Origin of the sequence: Natronolimnohabitans innermongolicus JCM 12255, from assembly GCF_000337215.1 — an archaeon.
Lineage (GTDB): Archaea > Halobacteriota > Halobacteria > Halobacteriales > Natrialbaceae > Natronolimnohabitans > Natronolimnohabitans innermongolicus.
Genome location: NZ_AOHZ01000011.1, coordinates 49,636 through 68,962 on the forward strand (window position 1 = coordinate 49,636; position 19,327 = coordinate 68,962).

A 19,327-nucleotide genomic window follows, 5' to 3' on the forward strand; every position below is an offset into this window, starting at 1 on the left:
ATGTATTCTGCATGACGCTTACTCGCTCACGTCGGTATCGCTTCGGCCAGTTTCGCTCCACAGGCGCGACAGTACCGCGACCCCTCGGAGACGACGGCCTCGCACTCGGGACAGGCGATCGCGTCGCTCCCGGTGCCGACCGACGTCCCTCGAGACGTCCCCTCGAGGTCGTCGCCACAAACGTGACAGTAGTCGGCCGCGTCGTTGACGTCGGCGCCACAGGACGGACAGACGGCCAGGTCCTCCCAGAGCACCGTCCGCCGCGAGTTCGAGACGTAGTTGTAGGCGGCCCAGAGGAGGTTGCCGATCCCCATCGTCCACCAGATCGTAAGTAGCGCGACGAGGACGTGCGATCCGACGGAGCCGAACTCGCGGTCGACCATCACTACGCGGTCGCGGTCCTCGTCTTCGATCGTCCAGCCCTCGGCCACGAGGTCGTCGATTCGTCGTTGCAGATCCGTACTTCGCATGCGGCGATTAGTACTCGAGAGACCAAAAGTCAGCAGTCAGGCCGCTTAAACTGTCTGACTCGAGACGATCCGCCCGGAAGCGATCGACTCAATCACCGAACACCACCGCGACGATCGGGGCACCCGGTTCACTTCGGAGCGTCGCTCCCCGGAGATAGCGGTTTGGCTCCCGGTGGTGTACCGCCCGCCAGTGCTCGAACTCGCAACCGCTGTCGACCCGGCATCGTTCGGCCTGCTGACAGCGGTCGCACAGACTGATCCCGGCGTGGATATCGACGTCAGTACCGGCGATGGCCTTTTCGGCGGTGCTATCGGCTCGTTCGCGACCGTGCTGGTCGTCGGTGCCATCATGATCGCGCTCGCGCCCGACTACGTCGAGCGGCTGATGGCGGCTATCGCTGCCGAGCCCGTCGAGTCTTTCGGTTACGGGATCGTCTCGCTGTTCGGCCTCGGCCTCTTGATCCTCGCGCTCGTCATCACGATCGTCGGCATTCTGGTCGTCCTACCGCTGATGTTGCTGGCGTACCTGTTGTGGGCGATCGGCGCTGCAATCGCGTACCTCGCGATCGCCGACCGGCTGATCGGTCGGACGGGCAGCTGGCTCCCGGCACTGCTCGTCGCCGCCACGATCAGCGGCGCGCTCGCGCTGACCGGGATCGGCGGCCTGCTCTCGCTGTGTATCGGCGCCGCGGGCTTCGGTGCGGTGATCCGGGACTACGCCGGCTGATACGGATTGCTGTCCCGATGTATCGGCGCAACCGCCGCCCGGGTCGCGGGTGCGCCGGAACTGACGGACAGCAAACCGTATGAGAGTCTCGACTCGGACAACCGGTAACACAGCTAGAAAAACGGCAGATACCGCCCCACTCGAGCCCGTAGCGACGACTCGCGACGGATCCGAAGCGTCGTCCCGTCGGCCTCGAAGACGGCGTCGCTCGCCGGAATACGCTCGCCGTCGGGGAGGCAGATCTCCTGTTCCCGTTCCGGAACGGTCCCGCCGGAGCTGGCGCCGAACAGCCACGGGGAGGGTCCCGCCGGCTCCGAAATCGGTTCGTCGTACTCGAGTTCGTACACCGTCTCGCCGTCGACCGTGCGTTTTCGCCAGTCGACGAGACTGCGGTCGTCGTTCGTGCCGATCATCGTTGTGGACGAGTCGTCGTGCGTCCATTCATCGCGGCCCCCATTCGACAGCCCCTATTCGACGAGCTATTGTGAACGTATCGCACGCGAAACGCATACCTCGTTAGCCAAGGTCGACCGGATCGACTTTCAGATACTCTCGCAGGAGCACCGTCGCGTACGACCCCTTCGGAAGCGCGAACTCGAGCGTCAACGGCTCCGTCTCGAGGCCGAGATGCGTCCGGACGAGGATCGCGCGTCGCGTGCCGGTCGAGTGGAACTCGCCGGGCAGGTCGAAGTCCGACTGCTCGAGTCCCAGTTCCTCGAGTACTTCGCGCTCGATCTCGCCCTGTTCGCCGTCGGCGAGATCGGTCTCGGTGCCGACGAGCGGCGCGGTGACGAACGCCCGGCCGCGCTCGCAGTGGCGCCGGACCGACCGCACCCGGCGCTCGTCGACCCGCTGGAGACGGTCGGTGTCGGGCAACTCGAGGTCGCCCGGTGCGTCGGTGTCGGAAAAACAGGCGACGTCGCCCTCGACGGGTTCGTCGAACGGCAGCCCCCGTTCGAGGCGCCGGGAGAGCATCAGGTTGAACGCGTACGACTGGGCGGCGTGGACGAACAGCCGCTGGAGGTTCGAGGGGAGTCGCTCGAGCGCGGCCCGGAAGTCCGCGGGCTCGGGCTCGCCGTCGACTTCGGCCATCCCGTGACAGAGCGAGCGCTCGTACCGGAGCCGGTTGGGGAAACGCTCGATGGCTTCCTGCCAGTCTTCGGTCTCCTCGACGAACTCGCGGGCGTCCTGCGTGCTCTCGGGTTCCGCGTCGGTCGGGTTGCCGAGGTAGGCCATCACCGCGCCCTTCCAGTCGCCGCGGACGATCTCGAGGCCGACCTCGTGAGTGACCGGGCGACGGCTGCCGAAGCGCTGCTGACCGAAGAAGTTGGGGACGCCGACGGAGACTCCATCCGAGTCCGAATCGGAGTCGAGCCCGCCGAACGCGTGCAGTTCGTCCGTGATCTCGCGGGCGTTTTCGGGCGCGTCGGGGTCGCTGACGACCAGTTCGAACTCGTTGCCCGCCAGATCGCCGAACTCGAGGGATCGGCCGGCGCGACCGAGCACCTCGAGGTCGGCGCCGTCGACGTCCGGCAGGTCTCCGGGATCGGCGCCGTAGACCGAGAACAGCTGCGTCGTCACCGCGTACTTGTCCTTCGTACCGGCCCAGTTGACCCGCTCTCGAGAGCAGCCGAGCGCGTCCGAAAGCCGACTCGCGAAGTCGTTCGTGTCCCAGCCCGACAGCGTCGCCCGAAAGACGAGATGTGGGTAGGCGTCCGTGGTCGCGTCGACGGGTTCGGTGTCGAAGCGCTCGAGTTCGCGCACGCGGAAGTGCTCGTCGTCCTCGCGCAGGTGGCCGCCGACGCCGTCGGCGTCGGTGACGTAGTGGTCCATGCCGACGGCCTGCTCGGTGGGGTGTGCCGGGCGCATGTAGATACCGGCGGTTGGACCGCCGGGAATAAATCGGTTCGTTCTCGCGGGCGACCGGGCGACTCGAGGCTGGTGCGACCGAGAGACGAGAGGGACGCAGACGCGACGGAGGGGCGAACGCGACACAGACGCCACTCGAGCGAGCCCCGCGGCACGCAGGCGCATGTGTCGAAGTTACGGTGATTCAGACCGTTTGTCCAGTCGGTGTCAGTCCATGTGCGCGCGCTTCACGGACGACGACGAGGGAAAACAGGTCGTCAACGCCAACGGCGAGCGGATCGGTATCGTTGAATCGGTCGATGCGGGGACGCCCTACGTCAACCCCAACCCCGACGTGACGGATAGTATCAAAACGGCGCTCGGCTGGGGAGATGCGGACGAGGAGACGTACGTCCTCGATACCGACGACGTCGAGGCGGTGACGGATCGGGAGATTCGGGTTCGGCGGCGCTGATCGTCGGCTTCGGATCGTCCGAGCGGAACCGCTACCGAAATCCGTATTGAGCATCGTGCGAACGGTCAGGTATGGACGTCACAGCGATCCGACAGGCCATCGGTCTCGCGATCGGCTTCACCGTCGGTCTCGCGCTCGTCGCGCTCGCTACCGGCGACCTGCCGGACTCGAGTTTCCTCTTCGGACTCCTCCTCGCGCCGCTCGTGGTGCTCGCGCTCTCGCGTATCGACGGGCCGCTGAACGAACGGGCTGGAAAAGTCGGTGCGATCGTCGTCTCGGCCGTTCTCGTCGGCGCGGCGCTCTTACTCGTCTGAGCGGTCCTCGCTTTCGTCCTCGTCGGCCTCGCTGCTCAGGTCGGCGTCGACGCGCAGTTCCGAATCCGTCACCGTCACGACGTTCTCGCTCGGAATCTCGAGGTCGTCTTCGCCCGCGCTGCCGCGGCCGAGGCTCTGGAGCCACGCGTTTGTGAGACTCGGCTCGGGGTCAACGTACGCGACCTGCTCGATGGGATCGATTTCGGTGACGATTCCGATCTGTTCGCCGCGGACGTCCATCAGAAACTTCCCTTCGTCGGTCTCGGAGAGTACGGTCATTGTATTCTACTGTAGGATATCACAGACAAATAACTGTTTGCGATACTCCGGCGATCCGGGACCGTCGGCTGACTGTCGACGTTCGGCCCGGTACGTCTCAGAACAGGGAGAGTTCGCCCGTTACGCTGTCCACCCGGTCGTCGCTCGCTGGTCCGACAGCCAGCGCGGTAACCGTGCCGGGCTCGAGTTGCGTGTGACCGGCGTCTTTGACGACCGCGTTCGGGATTCCCTTGCTGTCGGCGATCGCCGAGAGTTCGTGGAGTTGGCGCTCGCTCTCACCTTTGAGGACGACCTTCTTCTGGCCGCCCTGTTTCCACTGGCTGCGGAGCTGGTCGTCGGCCTTCTCGTAGGCCGATAGCGAGGCGTGTGCGACCTGTGCGGCGAGTTTCCCCTGTCCCATTCCGACGTCGGTTCGCGCGACGATGGCCTGTTTCATACGCCGACACTCGAGTCCGATCGATAAAGCGGCGGCGATCCGTCAGAGCGAGTTACACAGCCGGTGTTCGCCGCCGTCTGATACGGACTGCTGTAAGTCATTGACGGAGCGACCGCAGGAGGGCGCGTGGTCGCTCCGGTAAATCGTTACAGCAGACCGTATGAATCGGCCCGCGTTCCGCGGACGATACGTATTTGCATCGGGCGTCGTTAGCCGACGGTATGCGATACACGCGACGCGCGGTACTGGGAACGGCGGCAGTCGCCGGACTCGGTACCGTCGCTGGCTGTCTTGGCAGTGGCGATCCCCCGGAGGCCCCGGTCGCCGGCGATCCGGACGCGGACGTGACTGTCACCGTCTACGAAGACTTCTCCTGTCCGTACTGTCGTGACTTTAAACTCGACATCGTGCCGCAACTCGAGGAGGCGTACCTCGAACCGGAGACGATCCGCTACGAACACCGGAACTTTCCGGTTCCGGTCGATAACTGGTCGCTGCCGGTCGCCAACGCGGCCCGCGACGTCTTCGAAGAGTCGGGTAGCGACGACTTCTGGACGTTCACCACCGAGATCTACGAACACCTCGATGCCTACTCCTACGACGTAATCGAGCAGGTGGCCGACGACGTCGGCGCGGACGGCTCGGCAGTTCGCGAGGCCGCCGAAGACGAGGCACACGAGTCGACGATCGAAGACGACCGGTCCTACGCGGAGTCGGAAGGCGTCGAGGGGACACCGACCGTTTTCGTCGACGGCGAACAGGTGACCCTCCAGGAACTCTCCTTCGAGCAGGTCGCCGCGCCGATCGAGGACGCCCTCGAGTAACGGGACGGAAGGGGTCGATTCGATCGAGGCGCGACGGCACGTCAGACGCCGTATCGCCGTCATACCGCCACAACAGCTTCAGTGGACGATCTCGCTCTCGAGTCCGAGCCGTCGCTCCGTTCGCCTGGCCTCCGGCCCCGCCTCGACGAGGGTCGGCTCGGTTGCCGGCTCCGAGAACCGATCCGGATCGGGGTCGACGGATTCGAACAGGGCCGAAAACGTCGAGCCGCGCCGTCCGCCCGCCGTGAGTATGCCGCCGTACTTGCGCTCCTCGAAGGTCGTTTCGTCGGGGTGGGGAAACTCCTCGCGAGCGAGTTCCGTCTCCGATCGCAGATACTCCGCTGCGCGGCGCTGTGAGTACTGGCTCTCCTGGTGATACCGCTCGAGGTACGCGTCGGGGAGTTCCTCGTCGCAGTGTTCGGGCGACTCGTAGTGGACGGCTCCGGGTGCGGTGAACCCGCTCGCGAAGCGAATGTTCAGCGTGAAGCTGTCGGGGTAGCGAACCAACAACGGTGCGTACACCATCTCCGTGACGGTGGCCCACTGCTGGATGCGCCAGATCCCCTCGAGGAAGTACGCGGTGACCTCGGCGATCGAGTCCTCTCGTTCGCCGCGGAAGTACGCCATCGCGACCTCCTCGTAGTCTTCGCCCGCGATCTGTCTGAGACGCCGTTCGAAGCTCTCGACTGCGTAGTCGAGCCCTTCTTCGTAGGCCGTCAACAGCGGGACGTCGGGATCGGCAAGCAGGTCCGCCTTCCGTTCCTGTGATGCCACGATCGTCGTGACGTTCTTGTGGAAGAGCCGCTCGGCGTCCTCGTCGGGCAGCGGAATTCTGACCGCCCGCTGGTGCAACACGCCCGCATCGCCGTGGAACCGTTCCTGCTGCCGTGCCATACAATGCCTTTCGACCGACAGCGTACAAATCGGTTCGGGCCGGACGCGAAATTCGCCGTCATCCCGGTGACCCTCATCTGCCGTCCGGATCCGTCGTGGCTCGAGTCCGAACTCCGAATCCGGATCGGACGATTTAGGACCCCGTGGCGCGCTCGTCTTCGATATGATCCTCTCCGACGCGGACATCCTCGCACGCCTCGAGGACGGCGACCTCGTCGTCGATCCTTTGGACGAACCGGAGCTACAGATCCAGCCCGCGAGCGTCGATCTCCGGCTGGGCCGGGAGTTCCTCGAGTTCCAGCGAACGAACATTCCCTGCATCCATCCGAACTCGGAACAGGAGGTCGACGACTACGTCACCGAGACGATAGTCGACGGAGACGACGACTTCATCTTGCATCCGGGAGACTTCGTCCTCGGAACGACTCACGAGCGCGTCGAGATTCCGGCGGACCTGATCGCTCACGTTGAGGGCCGCTCTTCTTTGGGGCGTCTTGCCGTGGTAGTCCATGCCACAGCAGGTCTTTGCGATCCCGGATACAGAGGCCAGATTACCCTCGAGCTGTCGAATCTCGGCACCGCTCCCGTCGCGTTGACGCCCGGCATGCGGATCTCGCAGCTGACTTTCACGGAGCTCAAAACCGAGGCCGAACGTCCCTACGGCAGCGAGCGCGGCTCGAAGTACCAGGATCAGGCCGGCCCGCAAGCCTCCCGAATCCAGAGCGATCACGAGTTCGGCGGCGACCAACTCGAGGACGAGTAGGAGCGAAATCCAATCGGTTCCGAACCGGGGATCGACTGCGTCGAACTCCGGGCGTCGCGGACGGGTGCTTACCGCCGTGTGCTCGTGAATAGCCGACGGAGACAGCGCACCCGCTACTTCTCGTGGCGCCACGAGATTCCACGTCCTCCGCAACCGATTCGCTCGCTCCGTTCGGTCGCTCACTCGTTCACCGGAAGGCGCGCGCCTTCCGAGCCCGCGTTCACTTCGTTCACGCGGACCTCGCGAATCGCGTCCCAGCGCGCCGACAGCGTGCTCGAGGTATCCACCAGGTCCCCTGCGGGTACGCTCCACGACACGACGTCGAGAGCCCACAAGTTATTCCGTCGGCGGTCGTAGGCGAACGTAATGCAATTCGTCGAAGAGATCGTCGTCGACGAGTTCCTCCCGACGGTTCGGTCGCTGCTGGCCGGGGAACTCCGCGACCGCGGACTCACCCAGAGCGAGGTCGCGGACGTCCTCGGAATCAGCCAGAGCGCCGTCTCGAAGTACGCTCACGGCGACGTCACCACGAACGATCGCATCGTCGACGACGAGCGCGTCGAAACGCTCGTCGCCGAACTGGCCGACGGCCTCGCGTCGGGCGACATGACGCCCGTCCAGGCCTTGATCGAGATCGAAGTCCTGATCCGCGAACTCGAGACCGGCGGCGACCTCCTCGCGCAACTCCACGAGGAGGCTGTTCCCGAACTCGCCGACCACGGCACGAGCTTTCGCGTCCACGACCCCGAGAGCGATCTGCGAACCAGCGAGCGCGTCCTCTCGTCGCTTCGGCGCGGACTGCGCATCCTCGAGAACACGAGCGGCTTCGCGACGCTGATCCCGGCGGTCGGCTCGAACCTCGTCGCCTGCACGCCCGATGCGACCGACGTCGACGACGTCGCCGGCGTTCCGGGCCGAATCTTCGACGTCAAGGGCCAGACGACGGTTCCCTCGGGACCCGAGTTCGGCGTCTCCGAACACGTCGCGACGGTCCTCCTCGCCGCGCGCGATCACGGGTCGGACGCCTCGGCGGCGATCAACATCGCCTACGATCCCGACCTGCTCGGCGAGCTAACCGAGCAGGGCCACGTCACCGTCGAGTTCGACGAGGAGAGCGACGTCGCCTCGAGCGTCGGCGCCGCGATCGAGGAGAACCCGGAGGCGACGGTGTTCTACCAGACGGGCGGGATGGGAATCGAGCCGCTGATCTACGTCCTGGGTCCGGACGCGGAGTCGGTCGCGGACACCACGCGTTCGCTGCTCTGAGGTGGAGATGAGCGATCTCCGATCGCGGCTTCCGAGCACGAAGCCCGAGAACGCACAGGAGTTCTACGGCCGCTGGGCGGCGCTCTACGACGTCATCGCGCGGCGAACGCCCGGCATCCCGGCGCTTCGGCGGCGAGTCGCCGCGGCCTGCGAACTCGAGCGCGGCGATACCGTCGTCGAAATGGGCTGTGGAACGGGGGCGAACCTCCCCTACCTCAGCGAGCAAGTCGGCCCTGAAGGGACGGTTATCGGGATCGACTTTACGGGGCCCGTCCTCGAGCGGGCGCGGGAGTTTACGGCCGAGTACGACAACGTCCACGTGGTTCGCGGCGACGCGACGCAGCCGCCGCTCGCGGACTGGTCGGACGTCGACGCCCTCCTCGCGACGTTCGTCGTCGGGATGCTCGAGGACGCGCCGGATGCGGTCGACGACTGGTGCGACCTCGTCGGGCCGGACGGCACCGTCGTCCTCGCGAACGCGGCCCGCAGCGACGAGTGGTACGCACCGCCGGTCAACGCCGTCTTTCGGGCGATCGTCGTCCTCTCGACGCCGCCGACGACGAAGCTTCGCTACGAAAACGCGCCGCATCTGCGACTCGACAGAAAAATCGACGCCGCCCACCGACGCCTCCGCGAGCGCTCGCGCGCCGTCGCCGACGAGACGCACGTCTTCGGCGTCGTGCGACTGACCGGCGGTCGACTCGAGTGAGCAAGAGGGGCGGGTGGGGACAGCAAGGTCGACTCGGGCGTGCTACGCCGTCGGCGGCGTTTCCGCTTCGAGCCCCTCGTAGACCGCGATGGCGTCTCGGATCTCGTCGGGAATCGACGACGAACCCTTCGAGTCGGGATCGACGTGTACCATCGTCGTCTCTGCGGTCGCCGCGACCGTCTCGTCGACGCGGATCTCGTACTCCATGGTGCAACTCGAGTCGCCCAGCCGGCTGACCCAGAGGGCGACCTCGGGTTCGTCGCCGCTTATGATCGGTCGTCGGTAGTCGATCTCGAGGTTGGCAATGACGAAGTTGATGTCTGCGGCTTCGACGTCGACGACTTCCTCGAGATAATCGGTGCGGGCGGTCTCGAGATAGCTCGCGTAGACGGCGTGATTGACGTGATCCAGCGGATCGAGGTCGCGATAGCGGACGGGAACCGTGACGGTAAACGAATCACTCATTGTACGTTGTCGGAGTCGGTTGCGCTAAAAGAGGGCTCCGGTTCGGGCAGTCGATTGACACGTGTTATCAGCCGGTTTCGCCGCGCGTCGCTTCGCTCAGTCGGTCGCGTACAGCGCCGCGTGGTCGTCGCAGAACGCGGGCTCGCGCAACTGCGCGTCGAACAGGTCCTCGTGGTAGTGGGCGTTGAAGAGCCGACACTCCTCCCGGTCGCAGAACGCCTCGCCGGTCTCGAGGTAGTGGACCGCCTGCAGAGCGTAGCCGTAGAGGGCGTCCGTCGTCCGCGGGTCGTCCTCGATCAGGAAGTCGCCCTCGACCTGATTCTCGAGGACCTCCCGCGGTGGAGCGTCACCCGACAGCAGCGCGTGGCGCTGCTTTTCCTTGTAATACGCCTCGGGCTTCGCGGGCGCCTCGTACAGCCCCGGCACCGACACCAGCGCGGGCTGACCGAGGACGTTCACGCGTTTGTGCCAGCGGCCGTCGTGGTCCCCCCAGGTGCCGATCGCACGGTCCAGAACCGGGACGTGGAGCGTCTCGAGGCGCCGTTCGTCGGCCGGCAGCGCGCTGTTCAACGCCCGCTGTACTTGGACGCCGTCGTAGAGCACGCCGCCCTCGCGTTCGGGGTTCTCGAGGGCCCGTTCCTCGTAGCGGATCGTTCCGAGCATCGTGTTCCCGGTCTCGCGATCGTACGGCGAGGGAACGCGGGCCTCGGCGAACCGTTCGGCGAGGTCGTCGGTTCGGTGGGCGTCCAGGAACCGACCGCGGACCGAGACCGCGGCGTCGATTCGGGGCTCGAGCCAGTCGCGGACGGCCTCGACGTCGGCGACGGTCGATGGTGCGCGGTAGAGAACGACGGTGTCGACCATGTACGACCTAGTCGTACCACTCGGTGAAACACTTGCGGTCGACCACGCTCGACCGGGACGATCGCCGGTACCTCGTGGTGAGGTGTGCTGTTGCTGGAACAGGGTGAGAAACGGACGCGAACACGGGAGCTCGGTGCGCTCGCGTCCAAAATGGCTGAGGCTATGGGGGTTGATCGAGGAGTGTGTCGATCAGTCGTCGGCGGGAGCCGCTCTCGAGGTGAGTTCGACTTCGGGGGCGTCGACCTCGAGTTCGTCGAGGGCGACCTGTGCGGCGCGCTTTCCGGAGACGAGCATGGCGCCGAAGGTCGGACCCATCCGCGGCAGGCCGTAGGTCGTCGCGGTGGCCATGCCGGTGGCGATCAGGCCGTCGTGGACGAGGCCCGTGTGTTCGACGACGGCGTCCTCGGACTTGCCGACCCACATCGAGTCGTGGCCGGGCGAGTCGTGGCCGGGGGCGCCGTAGGTGTCGTCGTCGGTCTGGTCCATGACCTTGCCGCGCTCTTTGGCGTCCTGAATGCCGGGCGCGTCGAGGACGCCGCGCTCGTCGAGTTTCGTGATCGCCATCGCGTCGTGGCCCGTCGCGTCGATGACCAGGTCAGCCTCGACGGCGATGGGGTCGACGCAGGTGATCTCGCGGGGCAGGGCGTGGACTGGCGTCCAGTTCATCACGATCCCCGAAACCTTGTGGTCCTCGCGGATGACGATGTCCGTGAACTCGGTCATGTTCTGCATCTTCGCGCCCGCGTCGCAAGCGGCCTTGATGAGGCCGGAACAGGCCTCGGGGCCGTTGGCGACGTAGAGGTCCTCGCTGTCCTGGGACTCCTTGTAGGAGACGTCGAGTTCGTCGAGTACCTGCTGGGCTGGGTCGCGGACGGTGACCTTGTTCATCAGGAAGCCACCGAGCCAGAAGCCGCCGCCGAGGTAGTTGTTCTTCTCGACGACCATCGTCTTGACGCCGCGCTCGGAGAGTTCCTTCGCCGCGGTGAGCCCCGAGGGACCGCCGCCGACGATGATCACGTCGCTGTCCGAGAAGTCCATGAACTCCTCGGTCCACTCCTGTCCGATCGCTCGGGTGACGTCCGCTTCGCCGACATCGCTGAACTGTTCGAATTCGCTCATACAACTTGGTGGTAGCACTACGTGGTGAAAAATCTGTCGTGACGGACACCGCTGAATAGCTAGTTTTCAGACGTGTTACTCCCCGATTTTCGAAATTAATCGTGATGGATCGATCTGATGCTCGCCTGCGGTCGGGACCCGAACGCTGAAGGCTCGGGCCGGTCTATCTCGGGCAGATGTATCGTCGTGGCTTCCTCGCGGTCGCCGCCGTCGCGCCGCTTGCGGGCTGCCTCGAGTTTCTCGACGACAACGGCGAGGAGATCACCGAGCCGGGCGACGTCGAAATCGTCTGGAGCGATCTCGTGCGCGACGATCCCGGCACCGAAGACGAGCGCGTCTCCGTCTGGGGCGTCGCCAGAAACGTCGGTGACCGGACGCTCTCCTATCTCGAGATTCGAGCGACGTTTTTCGACGAGGAGGGCGAAGAACTCGAGAGCGTCATCGAGAACGTCGACGCGGACCTGAGCGACGCCGACGAGTGGCCCTTCGACGTCGAATTCCCGCGCTTCGGCGAGGACGCCGCCGAGGTCGTCGCGTACGAACTCGAGCCCGCAACGGGAGTCTGATGGCCGCGAACACTCGACCGGCGGACGGATGTGGTTCGCTCGAGACGGCGGCTCGATCCGATCCGTCGCGAGAGGACGAGAAACGCGCGACCGGGAACAGGAGCGAAAGCGGACGGCGGATACGTACAGGGGGGACGAGCGCATGACTGAATCGGATCCGAGCGACGAAGCGGGTTCGAGTTCGAATCCGGGTCCCGGATCGAACGCTGCGAACGCCACCGACGACCGAGACGAAGGCGTCTCGACGCTGGCCAAGCAGGGGAGCATCACGTTCGTCGGCAACGTCGTCAACGGCGCGTTCGGCTTCGCGATCGTGATGTTGATGACGCGGTTCGTCAGCCCGGGTATCTACGGGTTGTTCGTGCTGGCGACGAGCGTCATCCTGTTCATGCAGGTGTTTGCGAACCTCGGCCTGCCGCTGGCGATCGACTACTTCGTCCCGCAGTACCTGGACGAAGGCGAGCGCGGGAAGGCGAAGGGCGTGATCGTTCAGGTGACGGCGACGGTGCTCGTCACGTCGTCGCTGGTCGCGTTCGCGCTCGCGATCACCGCCTCGCAGGTCGGCGCGCTGTTCGACGAGCCGGCGATGCAGGTCGCCTTGCTGTTCCTGTCGGTGACGATCCCGATGCTGGCGATTTACAACGTCCTGCTGACCTCGTTCTACAGCATCAAGAAGCTCCAGTATCGGGTCATCATGCGCGACCTCGTGCGACCGACCGTTCGGTTCGCCGCCACCGCGGGCCTCCTGCTGGTCGGCTACGGGTTACTCGGGCTCATCGCCGGCTACGTCGTCGGGCTGTTCGTCGCGATCACGATCGGCGCAGCCGTCTTCACCTACAAGGCCTGGGATCTGCTGACGACCGAGATCGAACTCGTCGCGCCGGGGCCGATGGTGAAGTACTCGGTGCCGCTGGCGATGACCAGCGTCGTCTTCGTCCTGATGGGTCACGTCGACTACTTCGTGCTCGGCTTCTTCCTCGATTCCGACGACGTCGGCATCTACCGCGTCGGCTACATGCTCGGCTCGGGACTGATGATCATTTTCAACTCCCTCTCGCCGGTGTTCAAGCCCCTGATCGCCGAGACGCGCGACGACATCGACCTCGTCGAGCAGCGGTTCCGGATCATGGCCCGCTGGATCGCCGGCATCACGCTCCCGGTCGCGATCTTCCTCTCGCTGGGCGCGAGCTCCTACCTCGCCGTCCTCTACACGCCGCAGTACTCGGAGGCCGCCGCCATCGTCGCCTTGCTCGCCGCCGCGTTCCTCTTCAACGTCACCTTCGGCGGCCCCGACGGCTCGCTGTTACAGGGACTCGGATACTCCCGGTTCGTCTTCGCTAACACGCTCGTCCTCTTCGGCGTCAATCTGGTCGTCTCGTTCGCACTCGTCCCGATTCTCGGCATGGAAGGCGCCGCGATCGGCTCCGCGACGGCGCTCTTTCTCGTCGGCGCGCTCACGCTCGTCGAGGTCTACTACCTCGACGGCATCCACCCGTTTACGCGGGACTTCGCGAAAATCGTCGCCGCCGGCGTCCCCGCGACGATCGCCGGCGCACCGATTCCCCTCTTGCTCGAGACGGATCTCCTGATCGCCGCCCTGTTGCCGATCGTCGTCGTCGGCGTCTACGCGGGGACGCTGATCGCCACCGACGCGTTCACCGAAGCCGACGCGCAGATGGCCGCAGAGTTCAGCCCGACGCTTCGCAAGTGGCTCCCGATCGGATCGTGATCTGCTCGTGAGTATGCGGTCGAAGTGTCAGGTGGAAATGGACGGTGGGAGCTGCTATCCACCGATAGGGCAACGGAGTGTGTACATACTTGTACAACAACTTTCAAGTAGATTGGCAGTACACTTTCGGCCATGGAAGAGACCGTTGAGTCCCGATTCACCGTTCAAGACGTCGTGAACGATGATATTTGGCTCAAAGACCTAAACCGCGGTCTCACTGTCGCAGTCGAAGCATCCAGTCCACACTATTCTTCGACCCTCGATCGCCAAATTCAGTCTCTCTCCACCGGGGAGACGATCAACGCTGAACTACGGAGCCAAAATCGGCTACGAACGATCTGGGTTTTCGATAAAATCGACCTCGATCGGGAAGGAGAACGGAACAGAGCGACTGTGTGAACTATCCGTACTCCTGTAACCGACGCTGCGGATCAACTGTACCATCGCTCCCCTCGTGAGTTATTTCGATGTTCGCAACTAAGAAGTCCGCTAAGAGGTATTCGACGAACTCTTCCTCGTAGTCCTCCTTTAATTCCCAGAACGAGTACGTCAAGATGGCGTACCCGAGACAGATAATCCAAACGGGGAGCTGAGAGTCGAGTACCACTGGGCGCCACGGTTCAAACCCTAAAACCGAGGACGCCCACAGAAACGGCTCCGGGTAGGCGGAGACGATCCCGACGAACATCATCACGACAAGCGAAAAGTAGCATGCGATCCACATTCCGCGTTGAAAATTACGGAGGGCCTGGAAACGAAATGCTCTAGAGCTCTGCATCTCCTTTTCAATGTCGCTGGACATCAGATGTAGTAGATCTCCGTATTCGTTGTAATGCGAATCGAGATCGTATTTTTTACGACCGCTCTTGTGTAGCACTTTGTTGATTTCACAGCGTTGCTTTGACAGCGTGTTTGAGCGCTTCTCTCCCTGGTTTTCGCAGTAACTNCGCTCTTGTGTAGCACTTTGTTGATTTCACAGCGTTGCTTTGACAGCGTGTTTGAGCGCTTCTCTCCCTGGTTTTCGCAGTAACTTTCGTCGAAGTTGGAACGCTCGGAGATACTGTGTGAGTTTATCTTTTGAGATGCCTCGATGAGGCGAGAGCCACGGTCGCAGCAGCGATCCGTGGCTCTCGCAGGTGTTGACGTGAACGTCTTCGTCGGCGTATTCGCCGTCGCCGTGGACGACGTATTCGCGGTCGAATGCGTCGTCCTCGGCCAATGGATCGTAGGCGCGAAATCCGTCAGTGTAGACGGTTAGTGGCTCCTTCTCGCGGTTTGTGAGAAGGAGCCGAATCGTCGATTCGTCGGCTGATTTCGCTGGGATCACGTATCGATCGCCGGTGCCACGATCGACGATCGTGAACACCGGCGGTTTGTCTTGATCGTACGATCCTCGCCCACGCGTGGACAGGCCACGCGAGCGCGACTCTTGGTCGCGCTCGCGGCCTTTCAGCCCTGCAGAAACGTAGACTTCGTCGATTTCGACGGGACCAACGAGATCGAGCGACGGCGCGGCGAGCGCCTTCGTGAAGCGCTCGACGCGCTGGTAGATCGTTTTGTACTGAACGTCGATTTCTAGCTGAAGCTGGCGAAGACTCGTGTTAAACCGGAGAAACGCGTAAATCGAGAACAGCCACTTTCTGAGTGCGACTTTCGAATGGGCGAAGATTGTGCCAGTCTTGTCGTTGAACGTGCGGTCGCAATTCTTACAGAGATAGCGCTGAAAGTGACCATAGCTGCCGTTCTTGACCGTTAGGTCAGAACGGCAGCGAGGGCAAGTAACACCGTTACGCCAGCGAACCTGCGCCAACAGGTCCGCTGCGACCGATTCCGAGCCAAACACATCTAGCGGAATCATGCCTAACGGACACCGCTGACGCGGTGTCCTTGCTCTCTTCGATTTCACAGCGACAGCTGACCAGTATCAACAATCTCCTACAGAAGAGCGNACGGACACCGCTGACGCGGTGTCCTTGCTCTCTTCGATTTCACAGCGACAGCTGACCAGTATCAACAATCTCCTACAGAAGAGCGTTTTACGACAAACGTTCCACGCCTTTCCCGCTATTGTGAGTTCCGAAAGTGGACGATCGCGTTTTATCCGGACCATCGCAATCGCCTCGATCAGTGATCGATAGAAACGGGCGGGAATTCGCGTTACTTTCTCGAGAATCGGATCGGTACTCGGTATCTGTTCTTCGATCGACGAGTCGTTTTCAGTCTCGGAAGAACGGCTGGATACGGTATCCTCGAGGCTCCAGTCGTCCGGTTCGTCGGGGTATAATCGACTGTAGACCGAATACAGTCGGGGGTGAACCGTTGGGTACGTTTCGAAGTCGAGAATTGGCGACGTACCGAGGCTCTGATGGAGGAAGATCGAATTTCGAAACGTTTCTCGCTGACCGACTGCCTGAGCAGCATAACTTTGAATTAAATGGCCGAACGCGAACGCGATGACTCCCAGGAGAAGCACAGCGATTACTGGTGCCTCGGCTAACTGGTTCAGTTGGGAGCGCGGGAGAAGTAGCGTGATTGCCCCAGTTAACACGATTCCAGGGATGAAATTTCCTAGAAGATCAAAAACGGAGAGATCTCCAAATATGCGCCCGACTGGCATTCGATGAAAGAGTCGCCGATGCAGAATCATAAATATAGTTGAATTACCTCGAACGGGGCCCGGCGTCACGACGGAAGGGAATGGGTATCCCATCTACTGATGGATAGTCGAAACTGTCCTCGCGCGCGACCGCCCGGCGCGCGCAACGCACGCACATCCGCGCTGTCGTCCGTTTTTCTGCGAAAGCGTTATCAAATCCTCAGTCGTAGCGAGCGACAATGCAGACGACTCGCCCCCTGATTTCGAAGCCGACCGTCTCCGGAGGTGATCCGCCGTGGAACTGATAATCACCGAGAAGGACAACGCCGCGCGCCGGATCGCCGACATCCTCTCCGGCGGCACGCACGACTCGAGTCGCGAAAACGGCGTCAACGTCTACGAGTGGGGCGGGAAGCGCTGTGTCGGGCTGTCGGGTCACGTCGTCGGCGTCGATTTCCCGTCCGAGTACTCGGACTGGCGGGACGTCGAGCCGGTCGAACTGATCGACGCCGAGGTCGAGAAGACGGCGACGAAGGAGAACATCGTCGCGACGCTTCGCATCCTCGCGCGCAAGGCGGAACGCGTCACGATCGCCACTGACTACGACCGCGAGGGGGAACTGATCGGGAAGGAGGCCTACGAGATCGTCCGCGACGTCAACGAGGACGTCCCGATCCGACGGGTTCGGTTCTCCTCGATCACCGAAAACGAGGTCCAAAGCGCCTTCGACGAGCCCGAAGACCTCGACTTCGACCTCGCCGCGGCTGGCGAGGCGCGCCAGATCATCGACCTGGTCTGGGGTGCCGCGCTCACGCGATTCCTCTCGCTGTCGGCGGGCCAACTCGGCAACGACTTCATCTCGGTCGGACGCGTGCAGTCGCCGACGCTGAAACTGATCGTCGACCGCGAGCGCGAGATTCAGGCGTTCGATCCGGAGACCTACTGGGAGCTGTTCGCCGACCTGACGAAAGACGAGACGACGTTCGAGGCCCAGTACTTCTACCGCGACGAGGACGACAACGAGGCCGAACGCGTCTGGGAAGAGGCCGCCGCGACCGAGGTCTACGAAACGCTCGACGACAGCGACGCCGCGACTGTCGTCGACGTCAACCGCCGTACCCGGACCGACACGCCGCCGACGCCCTTTAACACGACCCAGTTCATCCGCGCGGCCGGCGCCATCGGCTACTCGGCCAAACGCGCCATGTCGATCGCCGAAGACCTCTACACGGCGGGCTACATCACCTACCCGCGAACCGACAACACCGTCTACTCGGACGACCTCGACCTCGAGGAACTCCTCGACGACTTCGTCGGCCATCCGACGCTCGGCGAGTCCGCCGAATCCCTCCTCGAGGCCGACGAGATCGTCGCAACTGAGGGCGACGAGGAGACCACCGACCACCCCCCGATCCATCCGACCGGCGAGATTCCCTCGCGGGGCGGCGACGTAAGCGACGACGAGTGGGAAGTCTACGAACTCGTCGTCCGCCGGTTCTACGCGACGGTCGCCGAGGCCGCCGTCTGGGAACACCTCAAGGTCGTCACCGAGGTCGACGACTCCCGACTCAAGTCCAACGGCAAACGGCTCGTCGAGGCCGGCTATCACGACGTCTACCCGTACTTCAACACCAGCGAGAACTACGTTCCGGACGTCGACGAGGGCGAGGAACTCGCGCTCACCGACGTGGAACTCGAGGAAAAGGAAACGCAGCCGCCGCGTCGATACGGCCAGTCGCGGCTCATCGAGACCATGGAGGACCAGGGGCTGGGAACGAAGAGTACCCGCCACAACACGCTGGAAAAACTGTACGATCGGGGGTACATCGAGAGCGATCCACCCCGTCCCACCAAGCTCGCGATGGCCGTCGTCGACGCGGCCGAGAACTACGCCGACCGCGTCGTCAGCGAGGAGATGACGGCCCAACTCGAGGCCGACATGGACGCCATCGCCTCCGGCGAGGCGTCCCTCGAGGACGTCACCGACGAGTCTCGAGAGATGCTCGAGGAGATTTTCGCGAGCCTCGCGGACTCTCGAGAGGAGATCGGCGACCACCTTCGCAAGTCGCTCAAAGACGACAAGCGGCTTGGTCCCTGCCCGGAGTGTGGCGAAGACCTGCTCGTCCGGCGTAGTCGCCACGGCTCGTACTTCGTCGGCTGCGACGGCTACCCCGACTGTGAGAACACGCTCCCGCTGCCCTCGACGGGCAAGCCGCTCATCCTCGACGACGAGTGCGACAAACACGGCCTGAACGAGGTCAAGATGCTCGCCGGCCGGCAGACGTTCGTTCACGGCTGTCCGCTCTGCAAGGCCGAAGACGCGGGTGAAGGGCCGATTCTGGGCGACTGTCCCGACTGCGGCGACGAACACGGCGGCGAGCTAGCGGTCAAGACCCTCCAGAGCGGCTCCCGGCTCGTCGGCTGTACGCGCTACCCAGACTGCGAGTACTCGCTGCCGCTGCCCCGTCGCGGCGACATCGAGGTCACGGACGAACACTGCGAGGAACACGACCTCCCCGAACTCGTCGTCCACAGCGGCGACGAGCCCTGGGAACTCGGCTGCCCGATCTGTAACTACCAGGAGTTCCAGGCCCGCGAATCCGAGAGCGGCTCCGACCTCGAGTCGATCGACGGCATCGGCGCCAAGACGGTCGAAAAGCTCGCCGGCGCGGGCATCGAGAACCTCGAGGATCTCACCGAGGCCGACCCGGACACCGTGGCCGAAGACGTCGACGGCGTCAGCGCCGATCGAGTACGGACCTGGCAGGCGAAAGCCTGAGAAAATCTTCCCTTCGGCGCGAACGACGAACTATCATCGCGTATCCACGAATAGCACGCTTCGTCTTCGTCTCCATCCCTGCCGTCGTCACCCCAATTAGTTCGGATTACACCCCTGTCAGCAGGGGTAGAATTAACTGACGGTACAGATATGTACAACCATCTGACGATGCGTGGGGGAGACGGACGCGTCTCGAACGGGTGC

21 protein-coding genes are annotated in these 19,327 nt (G+C 63.6%); 10 read left to right on the forward strand and 11 right to left on the reverse strand.

The features are described from left to right. Positions 1-26 precede the first annotated feature (26 nt). The gene (locus tag C493_RS01985) at positions 27-470 is read right to left on the reverse strand and encodes a zinc ribbon domain-containing protein (RefSeq protein ID WP_007257718.1); all 444 of its coding nucleotides are present in this window, start codon (positions 468-470) and stop codon (positions 27-29) included. A 190-nt stretch (positions 471-660) separates the two neighbouring features. On the opposite strand from C493_RS01985, the gene C493_RS01990 reads away from it, so the two are divergent. Next, positions 661-1,197, forward strand: coding sequence for a hypothetical protein (locus C493_RS01990; protein WP_007257719.1), 537 nt, complete (start codon positions 661-663; stop codon positions 1,195-1,197). 113 nt (positions 1,198-1,310) lie between these two features. On the opposite strand, the gene C493_RS01995 is transcribed toward C493_RS01990, so the two are convergent. Together C493_RS01995 and truD are read right to left on the reverse strand one after the other, a co-directional pair. After that, complete coding sequence (locus tag C493_RS01995) at positions 1,311-1,610, reverse strand: hypothetical protein (RefSeq protein ID WP_007257720.1); 300 nt, start codon at positions 1,608-1,610, stop codon at positions 1,311-1,313. 103 nt (positions 1,611-1,713) lie between these two features. After that, the gene (truD, locus tag C493_RS02000; RefSeq protein ID WP_007257721.1) at positions 1,714-3,066 is read right to left on the reverse strand and encodes a tRNA pseudouridine(13) synthase TruD; all 1,353 of its coding nucleotides are present in this window, start codon (positions 3,064-3,066) and stop codon (positions 1,714-1,716) included. Between the two features lie 214 nt (positions 3,067-3,280). On the opposite strand from truD, the gene C493_RS02005 reads away from it, so the two are divergent. Together C493_RS02005 and C493_RS02010 are read left to right on the forward strand one after the other, a co-directional pair. Next, the gene (locus C493_RS02005; protein ID WP_007257722.1) at positions 3,281-3,520 is read left to right on the forward strand and encodes a hypothetical protein; all 240 of its coding nucleotides are present in this window, start codon (positions 3,281-3,283) and stop codon (positions 3,518-3,520) included. A gap of 71 nt (positions 3,521-3,591) precedes the next feature. Next, complete coding sequence (locus tag C493_RS02010; protein ID WP_007257723.1) at positions 3,592-3,834, forward strand: hypothetical protein; 243 nt, start codon at positions 3,592-3,594, stop codon at positions 3,832-3,834. On the opposite strand, the gene C493_RS02015 is transcribed toward C493_RS02010, so the two are convergent. Together C493_RS02015 and pth2 are read right to left on the reverse strand one after the other, a co-directional pair. Then, positions 3,823-4,113, reverse strand: coding sequence for a hypothetical protein (locus C493_RS02015; protein ID WP_007257724.1), 291 nt, complete (start codon positions 4,111-4,113; stop codon positions 3,823-3,825). The two genes, C493_RS02010 and C493_RS02015, sit on opposite strands and share 12 nt — an antisense overlap. A gap of 97 nt (positions 4,114-4,210) precedes the next feature. Further along, positions 4,211-4,549: a peptidyl-tRNA hydrolase Pth2 gene (gene pth2, locus C493_RS02020; RefSeq protein ID WP_007257725.1), complete on the reverse strand. Its 339-nt coding sequence runs from the start codon at positions 4,547-4,549 to the stop codon at positions 4,211-4,213. Between the two features lie 221 nt (positions 4,550-4,770). Between pth2 and C493_RS02025 the strand changes: the two genes are divergently transcribed. Continuing rightward, on the forward strand, positions 4,771-5,373 hold the full coding sequence (locus C493_RS02025; protein WP_007257726.1) for a DsbA family protein: 603 nt from the start codon (positions 4,771-4,773) through the stop codon (positions 5,371-5,373). Positions 5,374-5,451: 78 nt separating this feature from the next. Here C493_RS02025 and C493_RS02030 read toward each other — a convergent pair whose 3' ends face one another. Further along, the gene (locus C493_RS02030; RefSeq protein WP_007257727.1) at positions 5,452-6,267 is read right to left on the reverse strand and encodes a hypothetical protein; all 816 of its coding nucleotides are present in this window, start codon (positions 6,265-6,267) and stop codon (positions 5,452-5,454) included. A gap of 163 nt (positions 6,268-6,430) precedes the next feature. Here C493_RS02030 and dcd point away from each other — a divergent pair, with 163 nt between their 5' ends. The 3 genes from dcd (at position 6,431) to C493_RS02045 (ending at position 9,005) form a co-directional block, all read left to right on the forward strand. Continuing rightward, on the forward strand, positions 6,431-7,030 hold the full coding sequence (gene dcd, locus C493_RS02035) for a dCTP deaminase (RefSeq protein ID WP_007257728.1): 600 nt from the start codon (positions 6,431-6,433) through the stop codon (positions 7,028-7,030). A gap of 366 nt (positions 7,031-7,396) precedes the next feature. Next, a complete protein-coding gene (locus tag C493_RS02040) occupies positions 7,397-8,296 on the forward strand; it encodes a thiamine-phosphate synthase family protein (protein ID WP_007257729.1) in 900 nt (299 codons plus the stop codon). A 7-nt stretch (positions 8,297-8,303) separates the two neighbouring features. Then, the gene (locus C493_RS02045; protein WP_007257730.1) at positions 8,304-9,005 is read left to right on the forward strand and encodes a class I SAM-dependent methyltransferase; all 702 of its coding nucleotides are present in this window, start codon (positions 8,304-8,306) and stop codon (positions 9,003-9,005) included. A 42-nt stretch (positions 9,006-9,047) separates the two neighbouring features. Here the strand turns inward: C493_RS02045 and C493_RS02050 are convergent, their stop codons facing one another. From C493_RS02050 to C493_RS02060, 3 genes are all read right to left on the reverse strand, one after another. After that, positions 9,048-9,470, reverse strand: a complete 423-nt coding sequence (locus C493_RS02050) for an acyl-CoA thioesterase (RefSeq protein WP_007257731.1) — start codon at positions 9,468-9,470, stop codon at positions 9,048-9,050. A 96-nt stretch (positions 9,471-9,566) separates the two neighbouring features. Then, a complete protein-coding gene (locus tag C493_RS02055; RefSeq protein WP_007257732.1) occupies positions 9,567-10,334 on the reverse strand; it encodes a DUF7001 family protein in 768 nt (255 codons plus the stop codon). Between the two features lie 189 nt (positions 10,335-10,523). Beyond that, positions 10,524-11,453, reverse strand: coding sequence for a sulfide-dependent adenosine diphosphate thiazole synthase (locus C493_RS02060; protein WP_007257733.1), 930 nt, complete (start codon positions 11,451-11,453; stop codon positions 10,524-10,526). A gap of 176 nt (positions 11,454-11,629) precedes the next feature. Between C493_RS02060 and C493_RS02065 the strand changes: the two genes are divergently transcribed. Then, entirely contained in the window at positions 11,630-12,019 is a 390-nt protein-coding gene (locus C493_RS02065) for an FxLYD domain-containing protein (protein ID WP_007257734.1), read from the forward strand. 142 nt (positions 12,020-12,161) lie between these two features. Next, complete coding sequence (locus C493_RS02070; protein WP_083912356.1) at positions 12,162-13,748, forward strand: flippase; 1,587 nt, start codon at positions 12,162-12,164, stop codon at positions 13,746-13,748. A 400-nt stretch (positions 13,749-14,148) separates the two neighbouring features. On the opposite strand, the gene C493_RS02080 is transcribed toward C493_RS02070, so the two are convergent. Together C493_RS02080 and C493_RS02085 are read right to left on the reverse strand one after the other, a co-directional pair. Then, a complete protein-coding gene (locus tag C493_RS02080; RefSeq protein ID WP_007257736.1) occupies positions 14,149-14,550 on the reverse strand; it encodes a hypothetical protein in 402 nt (133 codons plus the stop codon). A gap of 171 nt (positions 14,551-14,721) precedes the next feature. Next, complete coding sequence (locus C493_RS02085) at positions 14,722-15,606, reverse strand: IS1595 family transposase (RefSeq protein WP_007257737.1); 885 nt, start codon at positions 15,604-15,606, stop codon at positions 14,722-14,724. 1,033 nt (positions 15,607-16,639) lie between these two features. On the opposite strand from C493_RS02085, the gene C493_RS02090 reads away from it, so the two are divergent. After that, positions 16,640-19,123 (forward strand): DNA topoisomerase I, encoded by a 2,484-nt coding sequence (locus C493_RS02090; RefSeq protein WP_007257738.1) that lies wholly within the window; start codon positions 16,640-16,642, stop codon positions 19,121-19,123. Positions 19,124-19,327 lie beyond the last annotated feature (204 nt).